Origin of the sequence: Pectobacterium brasiliense, assembly GCF_016950255.1 — a bacterium.
Taxonomy (GTDB): domain Bacteria; phylum Pseudomonadota; class Gammaproteobacteria; order Enterobacterales; family Enterobacteriaceae; genus Pectobacterium; species Pectobacterium brasiliense.
This window is the reverse complement of the sequence record NZ_JACGFN010000001.1, coordinates 1693615-1714150: the sequence shown is the minus strand read 5'-3', so window position 1 is coordinate 1714150 and position 20536 is coordinate 1693615. Positions and strand designations below refer to the sequence as shown.

The 20536-nt window shown below is 53.4% G+C and carries 16 protein-coding genes; 5 read left to right on the top strand and 11 right to left on the bottom strand.

Going from position 1 to position 20536, the window contains the following annotated elements; genetic code table 11:
* Positions 1–17 precede the first annotated feature (17 nt).
* The 8 genes from trxA to H4F65_RS07575 form a co-directional block, all read right to left on the bottom strand.
* Entirely contained in the window at positions 18–1283 is a 1266-nt protein-coding gene (gene trxA, locus H4F65_RS07610; RefSeq protein WP_010283941.1) for a thioredoxin, read from the bottom strand.
* 64 nt (positions 1284–1347) lie between these two features.
* Entirely contained in the window at positions 1348–2793 is a 1446-nt protein-coding gene (tldD, locus tag H4F65_RS07605) for a metalloprotease TldD (RefSeq protein ID WP_010283943.1), read from the bottom strand.
* Positions 2794–2827: 34 nt separating this feature from the next.
* On the bottom strand, positions 2828–4192 hold the full coding sequence (locus H4F65_RS07600) for a TldD/PmbA family protein (RefSeq protein WP_010283951.1): 1365 nt from the start codon (positions 4190–4192) through the stop codon (positions 2828–2830).
* A gap of 162 nt (positions 4193–4354) precedes the next feature.
* The gene (locus H4F65_RS07595; RefSeq protein WP_010283952.1) at positions 4355–4777 is read right to left on the bottom strand and encodes an ExbD/TolR family protein; all 423 of its coding nucleotides are present in this window, start codon (positions 4775–4777) and stop codon (positions 4355–4357) included.
* A gap of 14 nt (positions 4778–4791) precedes the next feature.
* On the bottom strand, positions 4792–5532 hold the full coding sequence (locus H4F65_RS07590; RefSeq protein ID WP_010283955.1) for a MotA/TolQ/ExbB proton channel family protein: 741 nt from the start codon (positions 5530–5532) through the stop codon (positions 4792–4794).
* A gap of 78 nt (positions 5533–5610) precedes the next feature.
* A complete protein-coding gene (locus tag H4F65_RS22060) occupies positions 5611–6492 on the bottom strand; it encodes an energy transducer TonB (RefSeq protein ID WP_010283957.1) in 882 nt (293 codons plus the stop codon).
* 141 nt (positions 6493–6633) lie between these two features.
* Positions 6634–7602 (bottom strand): FecR family protein, encoded by a 969-nt coding sequence (locus H4F65_RS07580; protein WP_100068799.1) that lies wholly within the window; start codon positions 7600–7602, stop codon positions 6634–6636.
* A gap of 9 nt (positions 7603–7611) precedes the next feature.
* Positions 7612–8133 carry a sigma-70 family RNA polymerase sigma factor gene (locus H4F65_RS07575; protein ID WP_010283962.1) on the bottom strand — a complete coding sequence of 174 codons (522 nt, stop codon included), beginning with the start codon at positions 8131–8133 and terminating at the stop codon, positions 7612–7614.
* Between the two features lie 409 nt (positions 8134–8542).
* Between H4F65_RS07575 and H4F65_RS07570 the strand changes: the two genes are divergently transcribed.
* Together H4F65_RS07570 and H4F65_RS07565 are read left to right on the top strand one after the other, a co-directional pair.
* On the top strand, positions 8543–10918 hold the full coding sequence (locus H4F65_RS07570) for a TonB-dependent siderophore receptor (RefSeq protein WP_010283966.1): 2376 nt from the start codon (positions 8543–8545) through the stop codon (positions 10916–10918).
* A 74-nt stretch (positions 10919–10992) separates the two neighbouring features.
* Positions 10993–12795: an ABC transporter ATP-binding protein/permease gene (locus tag H4F65_RS07565; RefSeq protein ID WP_010283968.1), complete on the top strand. Its 1803-nt coding sequence runs from the start codon at positions 10993–10995 to the stop codon at positions 12793–12795.
* A 49-nt stretch (positions 12796–12844) separates the two neighbouring features.
* On the opposite strand, the gene H4F65_RS07560 is transcribed toward H4F65_RS07565, so the two are convergent.
* The 3 genes from H4F65_RS07560 to H4F65_RS07550 all read right to left on the bottom strand — a co-directional run bounded on the left by H4F65_RS07560 (position 12845) and on the right by H4F65_RS07550 (position 17355).
* Positions 12845–13216: a hypothetical protein gene (locus H4F65_RS07560; protein ID WP_010283970.1), complete on the bottom strand. Its 372-nt coding sequence runs from the start codon at positions 13214–13216 to the stop codon at positions 12845–12847.
* 37 nt (positions 13217–13253) lie between these two features.
* Positions 13254–14018, bottom strand: coding sequence for an AAA family ATPase (locus H4F65_RS07555; protein ID WP_010283973.1), 765 nt, complete (start codon positions 14016–14018; stop codon positions 13254–13256).
* Positions 14019–14385: 367 nt separating this feature from the next.
* The gene (locus H4F65_RS07550; RefSeq protein WP_236146234.1) at positions 14386–17355 is read right to left on the bottom strand and encodes an autotransporter domain-containing protein; all 2970 of its coding nucleotides are present in this window, start codon (positions 17353–17355) and stop codon (positions 14386–14388) included.
* A 203-nt stretch (positions 17356–17558) separates the two neighbouring features.
* Between H4F65_RS07550 and H4F65_RS07545 the strand changes: the two genes are divergently transcribed.
* The 3 genes from H4F65_RS07545 to H4F65_RS07535 all read left to right on the top strand — a co-directional run bounded on the left by H4F65_RS07545 (position 17559) and on the right by H4F65_RS07535 (position 20511).
* On the top strand, positions 17559–17786 hold the full coding sequence (locus tag H4F65_RS07545; RefSeq protein ID WP_010283977.1) for a DUF1272 domain-containing protein: 228 nt from the start codon (positions 17559–17561) through the stop codon (positions 17784–17786).
* Positions 17787–17949: 163 nt separating this feature from the next.
* A complete protein-coding gene (gene ypfH / locus H4F65_RS07540; protein WP_010283978.1) occupies positions 17950–18567 on the top strand; it encodes an esterase in 618 nt (205 codons plus the stop codon).
* A 273-nt stretch (positions 18568–18840) separates the two neighbouring features.
* Positions 18841–20511 carry a methyl-accepting chemotaxis protein gene (locus H4F65_RS07535; protein WP_010283983.1) on the top strand — a complete coding sequence of 557 codons (1671 nt, stop codon included), beginning with the start codon at positions 18841–18843 and terminating at the stop codon, positions 20509–20511.
* The last annotated feature ends 25 nt before the right edge of the window (positions 20512–20536 follow it).

Genomic DNA, 20536 nt, shown 5'->3' with positions numbered 1-20536 from the left:
AGAGGCTGACGATGGAATCAGTCCAGCTGTGATTTGAAGGCGGGCGCACGACGAAGCAATTCCCATAGCGTTTCCTGTAAGAGGATTTTCTGCGCTTCTGACAGCTGCGGATAGCGCTGATAAAATGCGTCCTCTTTCGCGGAAAAATCTGGGTTTTCCTGAAGCCACTGCTCACGCAGCGTGGTAATTTGTTCATCCGTTAGCTTTTTGCTCGGCGTGGCGTCTTCCTGTGCCTGAAACCAGCGGAAGCGTCTATCTGGCGTTGCGCGTTCTTCTCTGCTCCATCCGTCTTTAATTTGCAGGATCTGCGCCAGCGCGAAGCCAAGAGTGATGCTGATGCTGCGCCAGCTATCAGCGTCGGACGCGGCAGGCGGCGGCGATAGGCTGGCGAGTATTGTTGCAACATTCTTTTCCAGGCCCAGTTCGGTAGCCGCTTTTTCTTCCCAGCTTATTGCCTGCTGGTGCAGTGCCGTCCATTCGCTTTCTGCCACGGCTTCACCTGCTAGCAGTCGTGAAATTGCCTGAACCCACTGTTGGCGCAAGCCATCTACGGTTTTATCTGCCAGCCAGTCAGACCACGGATTTCCTTCGTGACTTAACCAGTGGTGCAGCCATTGCAGCGCAACGCCATCTACCGTTTTTCCCGGAGCAAGCGCCGCAAAGAGGGCATCAACCTGTTCTGGTGTGGTGCTCGGCAGTTTTTCCAGCAGTAAGCCGAGCGCGGCAGGTAGTCCGGTGATGCGTTCAAAGATGCGAATGTCTGCGTTGTGTGCCAGTGCAGCAGAGACTGAGCCTTTGTTGTCCTGCCAATAGGGGGAAAACGCGTGTTCGATATTGCCGTCCGCCGCATGCTGACGTAGCCGCTGGTGGAGGAAAGTGTGTAGCGAAGCATCACCATAGAACGTGCTCCACGTAACGCGGATGTCTGCCAGCGGCTGTACGGTGTTCTGTATCGCAATCTCGTGCGATTCCAGCCAGCCGCGTAGCTGTGCCAGTGTTTTCACGCCGATCTGTCGTGAAATCTCTTGCCCATTTTTAAACAGCAGCAGCGTAGGAATGCCGCGCACGCCAAAACGCTGCATGAATGCCGGATACTGCTCCACATCCAGCTTAGCGACGGTCAGGTTGTCTGGCGTGTTATCGGCAATCGTGTTCAGCAAAGGAGCCAGCGTTTTACACGGCTGGCACCAGGGTGCCCACAGATCGAGCAAAATGGGTTTGTCGCTAGTCGTGAGCAACGCATCCAACGAGGTGTCGCTGGCAGTGATAATGGCGTCTGACATGGTGTCTCCGTTCAGAGAAAATCGTGAGTAAATTGAGTAGGGGCAATGAACCGTGACGCACGGCTTACTGCGAGCCGCCTACGGTCATGTTGTCGATACGAAGCGTTGGCTGGCCGACGCTGACGGGCAGGGATTGGCCTTCTTTGGTGCAAGCGATATTGCCGTCATCCAAAGCCAGATCGTTGCCCACCATCGCGACGTGCAGCAGCGCCTCTGGCCCGTGACCAATCAGCGTGGCACCTTTAACCGGACGAGTGACGCGTCCGTTTTCAATCAGGTAAGCTTCCGTGGTGGAAAAGACATATTTCCCGCTGCTGATATCAACCTGCCCGCCGCCGAAGCCGACGGCGTAGAGGCCGTTTTTGACCGATGCGACCACTTCTTCGGCGGGATATTGTCCAGCTAGCATGTAGGTGTTGGTCATGCGCGGCAGCGGCAGCATGGAGTAGGAAGCCCGACGCGCGTTGCCCGTCAGGGCGGTATTCATCAGTCTGGCGTTGAGGCTGTCCTGTAAATAGCCGCGCAGGATGCCGTCTTCGATTAACGTTGTACACTGCGACGGCGTGCCTTCATCGTCCACATGCAGCGAACCCCGCCGGTTGGCGAGCGTGCCGTCATCCACGACGGTAATGCCCGGCGCGGCAACGCGTTCTCCTAATAGGCTAGAAAATGCGGAACTGCCTTTGCGATTAAAATCGCCTTCCAGCCCGTGCCCGATAGCTTCATGCAGCAAAATACCGGGTGAACCAGCACCGAGGATCACGCTGTAAGTGCCTGCTGGCACCGGGCTGGCATCCAGATTATTCAGCGCCTGATCGACGGCCTGATTAACCCACTGGCTGACCGTCTCGTCAGCAAAGAATCGGTAGTCGAGACGTCGCCCGCCACCGCTGGAACCGTTCTCTCGGCGACCCTGCTGTTCGACGACGACATTGATGACCAGATTCACCAGTGGGCGAACGTCGGTGGCGAGCCTGCCGTCATGTCGGGCGATCAGAATGGTTTCGTGCGAAGCATTCAGGTAAGCCGTTACCTGCGTCACGCGGGGATCGCGGGCGCGCGCCTGTCTGTCGATCGAGAGCAGAAGCTGACGTTTATGTTCTTCGGTTACGGCAAGTAAGGGATTGTCTGACGGGTAGAGCGTGGTAATGCCGTGCGGCAGCGATACGGGTAGTGCCACACTAGCGTTCTGTCCCTGACGGCTGATTTCTCTTACGGTATTGGCCGCTTGTAGAATCGCCTGCGGACGGAGGTCATTAGTGTAGGAGAACGCCGTTTTCTCGCCGCTGACGGCGCGGACGCCAACGCCCTGATCGCGACTAAATCCTGTTGGGCGCACGATACCGTTTTCTAACTGCCAGCCTTCCTGCTGGCGGCGTTGAAAATAGAGATCGGCATAGTCCACCTGACGCTGCATGATGTGGTTCAGCGCGTGCGTTATCTCCGTCGTTTCCAGCGAAAATGCCGACAGCACAGGTGAGACTGGCGCTCTGGAAGCGTGTATTGCCATGATGGTGATCCTGTTTCTATGACGCGATGTGGGATTACTGCCCGGCGATCTGCATCTCTTCAATCAATAGGGAACCGCAGGAGAGATTGCCCTGCGTGTGGATGTCCGCCCCGAGCGCGACACAGTGCAGGAGCAGCGTTTTCAGGTTGCCCGCAATCGTGATCTCTTCGACCGGATACTGAATTTCGCCGTTTTCGACCCAAAAGCCCGCCACGCCCTGCGAATAGTCGCCCGTCATTGGGTTCAGTCCGTGCCCCAATAGCGTGGTCACCAGCAGCCCTGTGTGCATCTGGCGCAGCAGCGCTGGCAAGTCATCGTCATTGCGACTTTGGCTGCTGCTGACGGTCAGGTTATAGGCTCCACCTGCGTGTCCGGTCGTCGTGAGCCCCAGACGTCGAGCGCTGTAGCTTGAGAGAAAATAGCCTTGTGCAATGCCGTCGTGGATGACATGCCGCGGAGCCGCGGCGACGCCTTCGGCATCAAAGCAGGCGCTAGCCAGTGCACCGGGAATAAACGGATTTTCATACAGGCTCAGGTGCGGTGCAGTGATGGTTTCACCGAGGCACTGACCCAGAAATGATGTGGAGCGATAAAGTGCCGCACCGCTCAGCGCACCGACCAGATGATGAATCAGGCTGTGCGTCACTGGGGCATCAAACAGCACTGGACAGCGGCGGGTTGAGAGTTTCTGTGCTCCTAGCTGTGCCACCGCACGTTGTGCGGCGGTATGCCCGATGGCCTCTGGCGAGGCCAGCAGCGACGGTGCTCTGCCGGTGGTGTGCCAGAAACCTTGTTGGCGTTGCGTATCGTTACGCGCAATCGCATGGCTCCACAGGGTGTGTAACGACGTCGGGTAGCCCGCCGAAAAACCGGCAGAGTTCGCCAGAATAAAATCTCCCTGCTGTGAGGTGATTTCCGTGCTCTCGCTGTAGCCATGTTCATGTGTGGTATTGGCGGCCTGCTCGGCGCGTAGCGCCAGCGACAGCGCTTGCTCAACTGTCAGCGTATCGGCGTTGTGCAGCGCAAGATCGTAAATCTCACGGGCGAAATGCTGCGCTTCCGGCAGACCGCTACACGGATCCTCATCAGCATATTTTGCCAGCGTGCTGGCAGCGTCCACGGCATCCTGCAACGCTTCCTTGCTAAACAAGGTCGAAGAAACGGTGCCTGCGCGCTGGCCGAAGTAGACCGTAACGGACAGGAAGCGGCTTTGGTTTTGCGTCAGCGTATCAATATCGCCGTTCCTGACGCGGATCGTACGGCGGTTTCCCTGCGAGATGCTGACGACCGCCTGACTCGCGCCTTTTGTGGCCGCGAAGTCCAGTACGTCTCCGGCCAGCGACTGAAGCGTGTCGGTCTGCGGCGTAGCAAGAACGGGGGATTCATCAAGAGAAGGCATTATTCGGTATCCATGCGTAACAGTGTTCTACTCATGATGTGCAACGAAGAAAGAAAAGCGTCACCGCGAGACGAAACTTTTTTACGCTGAGGTGTTGGATGATGGAGAAGATGATGCGCTCTGGTGCTGGCGCGGCTGTCAGCACCAGAGCGAAAAGGGAGGTCAGGGTGCTTTGACGGGTTGCAGGACGAAATCGATTTTGCTCAGGCCACGCTGCTGAGCATTGGTCATGACATACGCCACTCGACCATATTCGACGGCCTGATCGGCAAACAGCCGTATATTTGGGTGAGTGCCTTCGGCTGAGGCCGCATCGAGTTTGGCGATCAGTTGGGCATCATCAACGGCTTCTTTATTCCAGTTAATTTGTCCGGTTGCAGTAATTGCGATATCCACAGCCTGTGGATCTTTCTTGATTTTCTCGACGCTGGCGCGCGGTAGCTCCACTTTGACGGCATGATTAATGACCGGCAGGGTAATCATGAACACGATCAGCAGCACCAGCATGACATCGATAAACGGCGTCATGTTGATGTCGTTAAGCAGGGCGTCTTCCTGACTTTCAAACGGAGATGACATACTCATGGCGATGTTCCTCTTCAGGCGGAGCGCTCAACGGGGTGAGTCGGCTCATACCGTGCCGCGCTATTCAGGTCGGTAATACTGGTATCCACGCGCGCGCCAGTCAGCAGGTAAGCGTGCAGATCGTGCGCAAAGCGATTCATGGCATGCAGGACGATGCGATTGCGGCGGTTGATCGCGTTGAAGCCTAATACGGCGGGAATCGCCACGAACAGGCCAAACGCCGTCATGATCAAGGCTTCTCCGACGGGACCAGCAACCTGAGCCAGATCGGGCTGGCCGATGGTGCTAATGGTTTGTAGCGCGTGAAAAATGCCCCACACGGTGCCCAGCAGACCGATAAACGGCGCGGTACTGCCGATAGATGCCAGCGTGCCGAGGCCGGATTGCAGTTTGCCTGAGTTGGTGTCCAGCGTGTTGCTCAGGCCGCGCACCAGCCAGTCGCTGAGATCGACGTGTCCGCCTAGCGTGGAAGAGAATTTGTGTGGGTGTTTCAGCAGCGCATGTCCTTCGATCACCAGATCGCGGAACGGGTTAAAACGCTGCTTACCGAATTTCTCGACGCTCTCTTGCAGGCTGGTCGCCTGCCAAAAGGTATTCCGACTGTATTGCACGCTCTTGTTCAATGCGAGCAACTGCCGTGCTTTGAGCAGCATGACCGTCCATGACAGCAGCGACATGATCAGCAGAATGATGGCTACCGAGTGGGTGACGACATCGCCCTGCTGCCAGAAATGGTGGATATCTAACGTGTTCATGTGTGACCTCCTATGCAATAACCTGATTCGGGCGTGTTTGCGAAACGGCGAATGCGCTATTTCAACTCGGGTGCTTTCTTAGTGAGTCAGCCGGAAATTAACGGGCTGAATCGTCATGACGGTAATGGCCTGTCCATTTTCGCGGTAAGGCGTACAGCGTGCCTGCGCCACGGCCTCAATCGCGGCCTGATCGAGGGCGTCATAGCCGCTGCTGCGGGCAATGTCGTGTCGAATCAATCGCCCCTCTGGGCTAATCACCAGACGAACCAGCACGTTGCCTTCCTGCTGGAGACGCTTGGCGCGGCGAGGGTAGTCAGGTTGCGGAACGATACAGCCAACGGATGCGACCTGTTTAGGCTGAGCACCAGGGCTGTTCTGCATCAGGTTGCCCTTGCTGGCGGTCGTCTGCGGGACTGGCGTCGCTTCCGGTGTGGTGGAAGACGGTTCCGATACAGGACGCGCCGCAGGCTGACGCTCGGCGGTGGTTTTTGGGCGAACGGGCTGCGGTTTTACCACTGGCTTAACCGGCGGCTGGTGAACCTCTTTTTTGACCGTAGGCGGCGGTGTTTGCTGTTTCTCAACGACGGGCTTTTCAGGGACGGGCGCAATTTCACGTTCACCCTGTTCTGATGTCAGCACGGGGGGCTCCGGCGACGGTTCGGGAATCGATTCGGGTTCCGGTGCTTCAACCATCGTGGCCTGAATGCTGATACTGGCTGCTGGATTGAGCAGGTTGATCGGTGTGTATTCGGTGGTTCGAGTGATGAGTAAGGCAGCGACACCCGCATGGATCAGCGCGACCGTCAGAAAGCTGAGCGCAATCTTCCCCATTTCTCCCCGGGCGGGTGCCGCCACCGTCATACTGAGCGATGGCTGTGTGGATGCGACGTCATGCCGTGCGGCAGGTGCCGCATCAATGCGCGCGTTTAACGAAAGGTGTTGCACAGATGCCTGTTGCACGTTTTCCTCTGCTGCTCTTGCTTACGTTGTCGGACGCTGTATGCCGTCCTGACATCGGGATTGTGATGACCTCTATTAACGATGTGCAACGAGGCAGGAAAAGTGTCACCACGTGCGTGAAATTTTTTGATGGCTTATTGTTTATGCCGGTTTGGCGGCGCGGATATGTATCCAGTAATCCGTGGTATGCACAATCGCGATGGGCATGGTTTGCGCCAGAGAATCCAGCGTGTAGTTCAGGTTATCTAACGGGAAATTACCGCTGACGCGCAGATCGGCGATAGCGGGATCCAACCGGATAATGCCGGGAGTGTAATCACGCAGCGCGTTGATAACCGACGCCAGCGATCGATCGCGGACTTCCAGCCGCCCCTGCATCCAGGCGCTTTCTGCCTCCGGCGTGACGGCAACCTGATAGAGCGTTGAATGATCGAACCAGACGCCTTGCCCCGCGTGAAGGCTCAGGCTTTGCCCTGCGTGGTTAGTCACCTTGGCGATGTTATCCAACACGCCGACGTGGATGCCGCCGCTTTCATAACGTACGTTCACATTGGCCTGAAGCGCGACGATATTGCCCATCTTGGTATCAATAATAAAAGGGCGCTGTGTGTCCGACTTAATCTTCGCGAAGACACCACCATTGAGAATGCCGACCTGACGAAGGGTATTTTCTGGTTCCACATTGATATCGACGGCGGTACGCGCGTTCAACATGAGCGTACTGCCATCGCTGAGTGGAACCTGCTGACGCTGTGCTGTGGCGGTTTTCACATCGGACAAAAGCGGTGACAGGGGGTAATGTTGGTTAAGTAGCAGGCTGCTTAGCGAGGCGACAGCCACCATGCCCAGCCCATATTGCAGAACTTTGCGTCGACTTGATGGGGCTAATAGCGCCTGGCGAATCGGTTCGTGAGGCAGTGCGGCGAGAAGCGGTTGAAATTTCCCCAGCGTTTGCTCGATACGTTGGCAGGCTCGTTCATGTAGAGGGTTTTCATACCGCCAGCGGCGGTATTCATCGTAGTCGGTCTGTGTTGCTTCGCCGGAACGCAGCAGCACCATCCATTCAATCGCCTGTTCGGCAATCGGGTCATCCATGTGTCGTCTTGCCATGCGGTTCACCTATAAGTCACTGCTGTCCTGCGTGGCCAGATAACAGTTGGTCAGCGCTTTGGCGATATATTTTCTCACCATACTGGCGGAGACATCGAGCTGCACGGCAATGTCGGTATAGGTCATGCCATCAAGCTGGCTGAACAGAAATGCCTGCCGTGCTTTGGTGGATAGCCCATCCAGCGCCTGATCGATAGTGAGCAGCGCCTCCATCAACAGCTGTTGCTCTTCCGGCGATGGATGGTGAAATTCAGGTTTACTTGCCAACGCGGTGAGATAAGCTTTTTCCAGATCGCGGCGACGCCAGTTTTCATACAGTACGCGTTTGGCGAGCGTAGTGAGCATCGCGCGCGGTTCTTGTACGTTGGCAAGGTTTGGTAGCGAGGCTAAACGTAGAAATGCCTCTGAGGCGACATCTTCCGCTTCACAGCCGTAGGCAATACGGCGGCGTAATTTGTCCGTTAGCCAGCGATAATCGCTGCGAAATATCAGCGACAGTAAGTCGGGTTTTTTAGCAGCCTCTGTGTACATGGGCATCCTTAAATCGCGTAAATCACAACAATGCTTGAACCGGGATACCCCAGGGCCGCAGAACAAAAGGAACGGTGCGTCCTGTGCTGTTTTTAAGTCAAAATTTGCAGGAGTCAAACCACGTTTTTTTTCTATCGTTAGTTAGAAATGTTCTGTTACTGATTGGAATGGGTAAATCGCTATTTCTGGATGTTTCTTAGTGGGAGATAAAAAAGATGATTCAGAAGAGTGATTCATTTTTTATATTTAAAAATACAGAGAAAAGGTTTTTCCAAATCAATCTGTTTTCTACCGAGAAAAAATAATTACGGGAAAAATGACTTTCCTGCTGTCACTTTTTCATCGTCATTGCACAAATCATACGAAGACCAATAAAAACTGATTTTTTGAAGCAATTGACGAGGGAAAAATGAAAAAAGGTAATGCTGCCTCTCCTGCTCTGGGGCTGAGTGTTAAGAAGCGCTTATTCTTCACTACTATGCTGACAATGAATTCTGCGTTATTCGTGGGGGCGACGACCGTTCCTGTGGCTGCATATGCGGCGGGTGAAAATGACACCGTGGCATTTTCTATTCCTGCGGGCGACCTGCAAAAAGGGCTATTGGCAATCGCCAATCAAAGCAAGCAGACACTCTCTTTTAATCCTGCGCTGGTGGCGAATTACCAGAGCGCCGCGCTGAATGGCAACTATTCAACGCGTCAGGCTATTTTACGCTTACTGCAAGGCACGCCCTTATTATTGACGACGACGGATAATGGCACGCTGACCATAGTTTCTTCCCGCGCTAATGATGCGGAAGTGGCGCAGGCGAGTGACAAAACGCTGCCTGCGATTACCGTCAGCGCAGGCAGCGAAGATGAAACCGTATTGAACCCCGGCACCTCCTCTTCGGCATTACGCACCAGCACGTCGTTGCAGCAAACGGCACAGTCGGTTCAGGTAATCAGTAATAAGCTGATTACCGCTCGTCAGGCCACATCGCTGGAAGAAGCGTTAAAAAACTCGGGCAGCGTGGTCACCATTCAGTCAAACCGCGGTACGCCTACGTACTGGATGCGTGGCTATGCGGTGACGTCCGGTGCGACGGATGGCCTGTCTGGCTCCAGCAACGCCGGTATTGGTCAAGGTACGGCGATTGAGGGGATCGAACGTGTTGAAGTGCTGAAAGGGCCGCAGTCGGTGTTGGCGGGGAGTAGCTCTGCCGCGGGAACGATTAACGTTGTGCGTAAAAAACCGGTAACCGAACCGTTGCATGTCCTCAAAGTCGAGGCGGCGCGCTACGGGGAATTTAAAACGGCTATCGATCTGGGCGGCGCGCTCACGGACGATAAAGCGTTCAGCTACCGTTTGAATGCCTCAACCATGAAATCTCAGCACTCCTTTCCTGACTACCACGGTAACCACGGCGATTATTTAGCCCCAGCGCTGACCTGGAAAAATGACAATACGCGGATCACCGTTGGCGCAGAAGTGAATCAGGCGCGTAAATCAGGACCTGCCGGAACGATTTACGCTAACGGAAGAATACAGAAGCTGCCGGAATATCGTCTGGGAGATAAAGACGATCATAACAAGATGAAAACGACGAATGCCTATTATGAACTGGAGCAAAAACTCGTCGGCGATTGGACCTTTAACAGTAAAGCGGGTTTCCAGAGTACGGCTTCGCAGATGAAGATGAACGAAACGCTGGATATCGCCGCCAATGGCAACAAGATCAGCCATCCGTTGGCCTATAAGTCCACCAATCAGACGTGGAGCCAGCAAAATGATATTCGCGGGAAAATCGAAACCGGGCCCGTCACGCAGACCTTGTTGCTCGGTCATGACTATAAGCATGAACGTTACGCCAGCTATGACGGCAGCTTTATCCTGATGACCAATGGGAATGTGTATAACCCGGACTCGTTGGTGTTCCCGAGCATCGGTGAACCAAATAGCCGGACGTACACGTCCAAGCTGATTCAAAGCGGTTTCTTGTTCCAGGATCAGATCGATGTCTTTGACCGCCTGCATTTCCAACTGGCGGTGAAGCGGTCAACATGGAACAACAGCTATTTGGTGGGAACGCGAGCATCGACGTACACCGCGACCAAATGGATTCCCAATTACGGCATTAGCTTCGATATCACACCGGACGTTACGATTTACGCCAACCTGCTGAATAGCTTTAGCGGCAGCGCGCAGGTTTCGCGTTCAGGCGTTCAGCTCCCGCCAACGACGGGGCAGTCTAAAGAAGCGGGGCTGAAGTTTAACCTGCTTGATGACGACCTCACGCTGACGACAGCCGTATTCAGCATTGAGCAAAAAAACCTGGCAGTAACGGATAGAAACGGTTTCCCCATTGCGACCACGGGACGCAAAAGTGAAGGTTTTGACGTGGATCTGAATGGTTCTTTGTTGCCGGGATGGGATGTCACGGCCAGCTATACCTACTCGGATAATAAGGATCCTACTACCGTTCGTAGCACGATTACGCCGCGCCACTCTGGAAATGTGTGGACGTCTTATGAAGTGCAATCTGGACGCTATCAAGGGGCTGGTGCATCAGTCGGTATCAGCGGTTCATCAAGAACGCAGAATGGCCCGAGCAATAATGCTTTCAACATCGGCAGTTCGGCATCAACCGACGCATCGGTATTTTACCGCCAGCCTGACTGGTCGCTGACGCTGGGCGTCAATAACGTCTTCGATCGCGATATCTATTACACCAGCACGACGCCGCTGTATATCGGGGTGAAAGAAGGGCGGACATGGCGTCTCACTGGGACATATTCGTTCTGATAATCCGTTCGGCCAATCTGTTAGACAAATAACGAGAACGGTCATTCACACGAATCAGCAGGTAGAAACGGCACATGAACGCAAGTGAGACGAGCACGACCAGACCGGGCATCGGCCAGATTCTGATGCCCTATTGGCAGACGCCAGAGAAATATCTGGCGCTGTTTATTCTGGCGGTGATTATTAGTATCAATCTGGGTACGGCCTACATCAGCGTGGAGGCGAACCGAGTCTCGGGGAAATTCACCGATGCGTTGATTGGGCTGGATTGGGAGCAAATAAAACCGCTGTTTATCTTCAGCTTCATCCTCGGTTTGAGCGCCATGATGCTGAGATGGGTAAACGTGCTCAGTCAGGGCTATCTGGCGTTGCGCTGGCGTACCTGGATGACGCTCCACTATATCCGGCGCTGGACGGGGACATCGGCTTATTACGAAATAGAGAGAGACGGTGCGCTGTCGAATATCGATCAGCGTATCGCCGATGACGTTAACGAACTGGTATCGGCCTCGCTGAACTTTTTTCTCAGCCTTATCTCGGTCGTCATCAGTACCGTCACGTACACGGCGTTGCTGTGGTCGGTGTCTGGGGTACTGCGTTTCTCGTTTATGGGCAGCGACTGGGCGATATCCGGCTATATGGTTTACGCCCTCTATATCGAATATATCCTTCAGGTTGCGCTGTCGCACTGGCTGGGTAAGGCGTTGATAAAACTGAATATGAACCAACAGAATGCGGAAGGTGACTTCCGCTTTCTGGGCGTTCAATTACGCGAAAACGCCGAACAGATTGCCTTCTATCAGGGAGGGACGCGGGAAGGTGAACGGCTGGCCCAGCGGTTTGCTCGCGTGCGTGACAATGCGCTGTCTGTGCTGCTGCGTGGTTTTAAGGTGTCGTTTGGTCAGAGTTTGTTTAGCCATTTTCTTTCACCGTTACCGACGCTATTGGCGCTGCCACAGCTGTTACGTGGAGAGATCACCTTCGGCGATTTGACGCGGATTCAGATGGCTTATGGTTCTCTGGGGGCGACGCTGAGCTATTTTATGCAGGCGTATCAGTCATTCACGCGCTGGCTGGCGCTGACGAGGCGTTTGCAGGATATGGAAGCTGCGCTGAACAAAAGTGTGCGGACGTCATCGCCTATTCGGGTGACGGAACATGATGGTCTTGGGTTTTCCTGTGAGAATCTGCGGTTGTTAACGCCGGATGGCCGTGCGCTGACAGCGTTAGATGACTGGCAGGTCTTGCCCGGTGAGCGCTGGATGATTAACGGTGCATCTGGTGTGGGTAAAAGCACGCTGCTACGCGCCTGTGCCGGACTATGGCAGCACGGTAGTGGGGTGATTACACGGCCTCACCACTGCCGCACGCTGTTTTTACCGCAGAAAAGCTACCTCCCGACGGGAACGCTGAAAGCGGCATTGTGCTACCCCAGCAACGTGCGGGATTTTACCGACGAGCAGTGCCGACAGGCGCTCATCGACAGCAAATTATCGGACATGGCCTCGCAGTTGGATGATGAAGATCGCTGGCAGCAGCGGTTATCCGGCGGTGAGCAGCAGCGAATGGCGATAGCCCGCGCGTTGTTGCATCGGCCCGATTTTATTTTTCTGGATGAAGCCACCAGTGCGCTCGATCCTGAAACCGAGCAGCAGGTGTATCAGGCATTAGTCACTGCCTTACCTGAGAGCGCTATTATCAGCGTGGCGCATCGGGAATCGCTGGCGGCTTTGCATACTCATCATCTACACCTGACACCGTTAGCCGAAAGTGACAGTCGGCATGAGAAGGATGCTTATGTGGGCGAGGATGCACTGCCGCATCCAGATTCTGATAGGGCATTTAGTGAACGTGGTTTTGCCTGGCGCGGGGAGTGATATTTTCTGCTGTCTTCAATGAAATAACTCCGCTCGAACATGGGCGGAGTTATTGCGTCTCTAAGAGTCGGAAAACCAGAGGGGCTTTCTTCTGATTGTCTGGGTAGTCGGCAATTAATGTGAGGTCAGTTTTCTTCTCTTCAGACCAGAGCTGACACTCTATTCTCTTTTGCTGAGGGGCTGCATCCATCACGTAGCTGCACAGCGGTGTCCTACCCGTTCTATCAGGGGTAAAGGCGATGTCATAAGGCGGAATCGTCAACTCCGCCAGGTTTTCCCCCGCGCTATCCAACTCCTCAAGAATCTCTGCGTAAATAGCAGGGCTCACGCCAAAATCCACTAAAATAGCCGGATCGCCATGTTGGATGCTGCGCAATAGCTCGCTCACGAGTCGATACATTTCATTGTTGTCACCTGCCATCGCTCATTTCCTTGGTTTTAGAAAATATGGCGACATGCTAAGCGTTTTCACCGGTGCCGTCTTCATCGGCGAGTAATATCTTCATCATGCCCTGTGGGTTATTTAAAAACTGTCGCGTGATTTGATAATGCTCCGTATCCTGCCATGCCACCTGCTGAATACCGTTTTCATTGAACTGATAAATCACTGAATTAGGGTAGGCCAGAATAATAGGTGAGTGGGTAGCGATGATGAACTGACACCCTGCGTTCACCAACTGATGGATGCGCGCCAGAGCGGTGAGCTGCCGAGTAGGAGACAGCGCAGCTTCTGGTTCGTCCAGCAGATAAAACCCGTTGGCACCGAAGCGGTGGTTTAACAGCGCCATGAATGATTCGCCGTGCGACTGCTGATGGAGCGAAACACCACCGTAAGCCAGCTGAATCAGGCCGGGATCGATATTTTCTATTTCTGTCGCCACATTGAAAAAACTTTCTGCCCGTAAAAAATAGCCGGTACGCGGACGTGTTATGCCTTTGACGATGCGGAGATAGTCGCTCAGGTTGGAATGGGAATCGCGGGTGTTGAAATTGAAATTACGTGAGCCGCCTTCCGGGTTGAACCCCATCGCGATTGCCACGGCTTCGAGCAACGTCGATTTACCAGAGCCGTTCTCGCCGACCAGAAAGGTGACATCGGGATGAAAGCGGATTTTTTCGAGATCGTTTATCGCTGGAATGGTTAATGGGTAAGCCTGCGGGTCGAGTGTTTTTTGCGGATGAAAATAGATGCGCTGCAAATAGGGTTTATTATTCTGCTCCACTTTATTTTCCCCATAATACTGAGACGAATTTACTCGTTTCTGGATGGTGTGTTTTTATGAGAACGATGAAAGGTTTTCAGCGTAATAAGGCCGCCTATCAGAAAAGGGGCACTGGTGATTCATGCGTTAATTAACGGGCTAACGCTATCGTTTTATTATTTTACGTGGTTTATCGCCTGCGACCTATTTGATGTTTCATAATTAAATTGGCATAGAATAGATAAAATATAGCTATATGGAGCACATGACAATAATCATTAATTCGCCACGAGAAGATGGGTTTTTCTGTTTAAATCACTCGCTCTTTTGAACGATGACGTGGATATCAAATTGACGCCGATGGAGATACCGCCAGCGTCATGGATGATTAGAAGGAAATGTCGACGCCACCGCGCAACACTTCTTCGTTACCGCGATCGGCAAAATGTTTGTCAGCACGCAGGAAGAAACGCGCATCCGCCGCTTTACCTACGTCCAACCTCACGCCTGCCCACTGCGAGTCTTTGTCCAGTCGAATGCCCGGAATATCGAGGCGCTCTCCTTCACGGCCCAGTCCGCTCCAGCGGGCTGAGACATCGAGCGATGGGTTGGTAAACGCATGTTGATACTCACCGCTAAGGCCGACGCTGCTCCACCATCCCTGATTCCATTGCAGCAGGGCGCGCAGGTTAAGCCCTGTCAGACCAACGGTACGCGAATAGTCGTTGCCTTCTCCCGTCAGCCCCAGTGCGCTGCCGGTATCCGTAAAGCCGCCGGTAGACAGGTAGCTGTATTTGAGTCCTGCATAGGGTTGAACGCTAAAGATATCGTTGAGTGCAAATTCGTATCCCGTTTTGAGCAGGCTTTGCCAACTATCGCTTGAGGTGCTGCTGGAAACGGCTTCGACATTATTCAGCAGGATAGAACGCTTCAGCTTATCGCGGCCGTGTTGATAGCTCAGGTTGCCCTGAACGAACCATTCCGGCGTGAGGTTGTAGCGCGCGTAGGTCATGACTCCGTGCAGCTCATTATCACTACTGCCGCCGCTACCGTCGTAGTCGGCTTTGATTTGGCTGTTGGTATAGGCAATCCCAGCGCGCAATCCTGAGGTGTTGAAGTCGGTATCCGTACCAATGGCCGTCAGGGTGATATCGTAATGGCTACCCAGATAGCCGGACTGTTTCAGGTCGCCACGCAGCTTGCCGGTTTCAATCCACAGGCCGTAGTTTTTCCCGCTTCCTAACAGATCTAACCGATTATTCAGGAGCTGATTCTGGTAATCCAGACTGTTAAACAAAATGGCATTGCTGGATGCATGCGCCTGACCGGACAGCGAATCCAGCGCGATGGCTGCGGCACCTGCGCTGCCTAACTGCTGGAAGGCGGCGGCTTTTGCCAGCAAACTTGATTGCTGCTCGCTGGTTGAGGATAAGGCTGACCAGCGGTCAGCAACCTGTAGCGCCGATTCAATATTGGCGGCAGTCTGTAACTGCGCGGTGCTTTGCAAGCCGCTGCTGGTGACTGCATCTACGGTGTTGAGGCGACTGAATGCGCCGGTGAGATCGTTGCTGCCGTAAGTCAGGTTTCCCGTCAGGAATAGCCCGAGGTCGGTGGTGCTAAATGTGCCGCTGATGCCCTGATTGCTGTGCAGCAGCGTTTCCTGCGTTTGGACAATGTAGGTGTTGCTGGGCAGGCCAACGCGTAATCCACCATTTAATGTAGCCGTTCCTTCTACGGTAAACGGATTTGCCAGCGTCACGCTCAGCAGGCCGCTACTGCCCTGAGTATAGTTACCTGCGACGGTCAGCCCGCCTTCTGCGGTGGTAGCAACGGTACCGGTGTTACTCACATTACCGCCAATGCGGCCTTTTCCTGCCAGCGTGCCGAAGCCGGATACGCTGGCGTTACCCGCGATTGATCCGTCAACGTACAGGCTGTTGGCGGTAATCAGCGTATCGCCCCTATAGGTGTTACTGCCGGTTAAATGCAGAACGCCTCCCGCATTGTTGGTGCCGTTGACGATCAGGCCGTAGTCGCCGCGGATATCGTTAGCGAACGTGTAATCGCCCGCAGTTAAACGAGCGGTGAAGTTATCGGCATAAAACATCGCCGGGCCTTTTACGGCTTTATCAACGTCCAGATCGCCCCAGCCAAAGGTATCGTTATAAGGGCGGCCGTTGGCGGTATCGGCGACGCTGATATAGGCGGGATGGAAAATACTTCCTGTGACGTTACCCTCGCTGTCCCTGATGATTTCATAGTAAGAATTCTCCGCGTCGTATCGGGTATAGCCATCGGTGTGGTAGGTCGCGGTTGTCAGTAGTGTTTGTTGCAAGTTGTAGCCTGTCATCCATGGATAAGCAGCCTGTACCCGAGAGGCACCGCCCGCTACGCGTGGCGCAGCAAAAGAGGTACCGTGCGAACGTTCTGACGAACTGCTGCCCGCAACGGGATAATCCACATAGCCTGGCGCACTCATGCAGTAGGCCGCGACATTGCCGCACTTATCAAAAAGATACAGTTCAGCAGGGCGTTCTGTTCCTTCTTGCCCCACCCATTCAGGAATGTAGCCAGTGACAGCCAAAATCCCTTTTTGCAGCGAGGCATCGTCAAAAATCAGTGGGATCTGGGTATTGGGGGACGGTGTGGAGGTGGCATTGTTCCCCGTGGCGACGATGCTCAGTGCCTCGGCATCGACGATGCTTTTCAGTTCGTTACGGACTAAGAGATAGCTAAAGTTGTTACTGGCATTATTCAGCTCGGCGGTGGTGGTAAGTCGCTCATCTGCCGCATAGGACATATTGATGATTTTCACGCCTGAATTGAGCAGCCAATTCACGGCAGACGCGGTGTTTTGATAGTCAAAGCGATTATTCAACGACGTTTGTGCAATATAGAGTTCGCTGTCTGGTGCTACGCCTCCCACATAGTTTTCTGTTGCCAGACCCGCTAACGCTAATGCCACCAACGTACCGTGGCCGTTAACGCCCTGATTATCGTTAAGCTGTGAGCCGCCGACAAAAGAGGAAAAGTGCAGGTTGCCGTAATTAAACTCTGGCCGAGCCGCTTCCAGACCAGAATCAATAATCCCCACTTTAACGGCGGATACTGTCGGTGTTTCCGGTGTGGTTGGGGTTGTCGGCGTCGTTGGGGATGGCGAGGTTGGCGTGACGTTGGCGGTTTCACCGCCGCCACCTCCGCTACTGCCACAACCTGCCAACATCAGCAATGCGATACTGATATTGGCTGCGATGATGGATTGCCGAAATGTTTTTCTTTTTAACGAAACTGTTCTTTTTAACGAAAATAGCTGTGCTGCCATCGCCATTGTTTTTTTCCCTGTATTTATTGAGAACATAGAGCCGCCTCCCAAGAAAAACAGGGATTTGGAAAGTCAATTGCCGTTAATGAGAGACGTTATTCTGCTGAATAAACCCCATTTGCATGAAGGACGGTTTCTGGTAGAAAAGAGCCTCATTCTCCTTCACTGATCTTTGTGCAATAGCCACAGAAAAGTGACAGCGAGAGCGACATAATTTTTTATTAAATCAGGATAAGCCGATGCTGGAATTGCGCCCCAACTGTGAGCACTGCGATTGTGATTTGCCGCCGGATGCCGAAACGTATATCTGCTCCTACGAATGCACGTTCTGTCCTGACTGTGCGGATACCGTGTTTCACCACGCCTGCCCGAACTGCGGCGGCGAACTGGTCAAACGGCCGGTGCGTCCGGCACGCTGTCTGGTAAACGATCCGGCTTCAACGATCCGTATTATCAAACCGCACTGACAGGGTGGGTCGGATATTCCCTTTGTCGTTGCAAAAAATGGAACATCTCCTTCAGTAATTCCCGATTTCTCCTGTTATTGCGCGGCGTATAGTGAGAGCTAACCGTACTTTATGACGAATATCGGCAGGTGACGTGTTCGGCGCATGCCTTCAGGAGAGAAATGTGAATCAAGATTATGTTGTTGTTCAGCAACCCTCAGAAGCAAATCGATTAATCCTGCTGTTTCATGGCGTGGGTGATACCGCCGCAGGCATGGCACAGATTGGGCGCTATTTTGCTGCCGCCTTACCGCAGGCGATGGTAGTCAGTATTGCCGGGCCGTTCAGTACTGGCTATGGTGACGGGCGGCAGTGGTTCTCTGTTCAGGGTGTCACGGAAGAGAATCGGTTATCTCGTATTGAAGCAAACCTGCCGCGTTTTATTGAGACGGTACGCCACTGGCAGGTGCAAAGCGGCGTGAGTGCGGAACAAACCGTGCTGGTGGGCTTCTCGCAGGGCAGCATTATGTCGCTGGAAGCGTTGAAGTCTGAATCCTTGCTGGCTGGGCACATTATCGCGTTCAGCGGTCGCTTTGCTGTGCTGCCAGAAAAAGCCTTTGCTGATGTTGCAGTACACCTCATTCACGGTGAAGCGGACGGCGTGATTGTGGTTGGACATGCTCATGCTGCCGCTCAGCGTTTTCAGGAACTGGGGACGTCGTTTACGTTGGATGTTGCCCCCGCTGTCGGGCACGGCATTGATGAACAAATGCTGAAGCAGGCGCTGGCTTATCTGAAATAAACATATTCCATCAGATTATCTTATTGGTAATTTCTGATATGGCAGCGTTCGTTATCATTACGTACGGTGTGCGAAATGAATTTTCGGCGCTGCCGTTATTCAAATGAGAGAATATATTTTATGGAATGAGAATTTATCCATATTAAAAAGAATATAATCCATATTTGAATGTTAAATAATATAGGTAATGTTTTTATTTGTGTTGAGTGTTCAATATTTATCTTATTTTTTCAGATATAAGTATCGCATCCTTATGGAAAAAGAGGGTGTGCCATGTTTAAACGTATTAAAGTCATTACCATCCTTGTTATCTTATTGTTTGTGTTGGGGATATCTCAATTTTTAACTGGTGCACTATCCGTTCGTGCATTGACTAATGACAGAGAGGGATTCCTGGTTTCCCAACGCTCTAACCAGAATGTAGCTGCCTTTACTGATGCATGGATTATGATGAATCAGACGCGCATCGCTATCGGTTCTATTATACAAAACATGATGATGGGGAATGCGGATAAAGAGGCTATGCAGGCTCTTTTACAGCAAGCAAAATCGCAATTGGCCGCCTCAGAGAGTAGTTATAAACACTATTTGTCTCTGCCTAATACGCCCGGGTTGGATGACGCATTATCCAAAAAACTTGAGGCGAGCTATACCGCTTACGACAAGCTACTGAATGATATTGTGGATTCGCTTTCCGGTGGGTTAGCGGGGGCGGCGATGAAATTAAGTAGCGGTGCCACGCCGCTGAACGTGGCCATGCAGGACGCCTATATTACGTGGCGGGCGGCGCAAAACCAGCTGTCAGATGACGGGCTACAGGAAAACCACGCGGCATTTGAAACGATGCTGTGGCTTCTGGGCGCACTTTCCGTCGTCGTCGTGCTGGTGATTATCCTCAGTTGGATCGGGTTGCAGCGTATTCTTTTGCATCCGCTGCGCACGCTCATGCAGCATATCAGCGCGATTGCCGAGGGCAATCTGACACATCCTATTGATACAACTGGGCGCAATGAGATGAGCCAGCTTGCGGTGGGGCTACATCATATGCAGCAGTCATTAATCCGTACCGTGAGTCTGGTGCGCGACAGCTCCCACTCCATCCATTCTGGAGCCAGTGAAATCTCGGTGGGTAGCAACGATCTGTCTTCGCGCACGGAGCAGCAGGCCGCATCGCTACAGGAAACCGCGGCTAGCATGGAGCAACTGACCTCAACGGTGAAGCAGAACTCAGACAATGCGCGTCAGGCTACGCTGCTGGCAAAAAATGCGTCGGAGACGGCCAATAAAGGCGGCACTGTCGTCGACAATGTTGTGAAGACGATGAATGAGATCGCCGACAGTTCACAAAAAATTGCTCACATTACCAGCGTGATTGATAGCATCGCCTTCCAAACTAATATTCTGGCGCTGAATGCGGCGGTAGAAGCGGCTCGAGCTGGGGAGCAAGGGCGAGGCTTTGCTGTGGTGGCGGGGGAAGTGCGAACGCTGGCACAGCGCAGTGCTCAGGCCGCCAAAGAGATCAAATCGCTGATTGATGATTCGGTTAGCCGCACCAATACCGGCTCTTTGCAGGTGAAAGACGCAGGTGACACGATGAAAGAAATCGTCGGTGCGGTGAGCCGGGTAACGGATATCATGGGGGAAATCGCCTCGGCGTCCGATGAGCAAAGTCGGGGAATCGATCAGGTTGGACAGGCGGTCAATGAAATGGATCGCGTCACCCAGCAAAACGCCTCGCTGGTGGAAGAATCCGCTTCTGCCGCAGCGGCATTGGAAGAGCAGGCCAGATATTTACAGGATGCGGTGGCGGTGTTCAAAATTAATCAATCGGCAGCACAGGAATATCGTGCCGAGAGTGCGCCGTCTCTTGCTGCATTACCGAGATCTCTGCTACCCAAATCTGCATCTGCTGGCTCGGCAAATGCGAATTGGGAAACGTTTTAACTGAGTAGTAGGGTTGAAACGTATA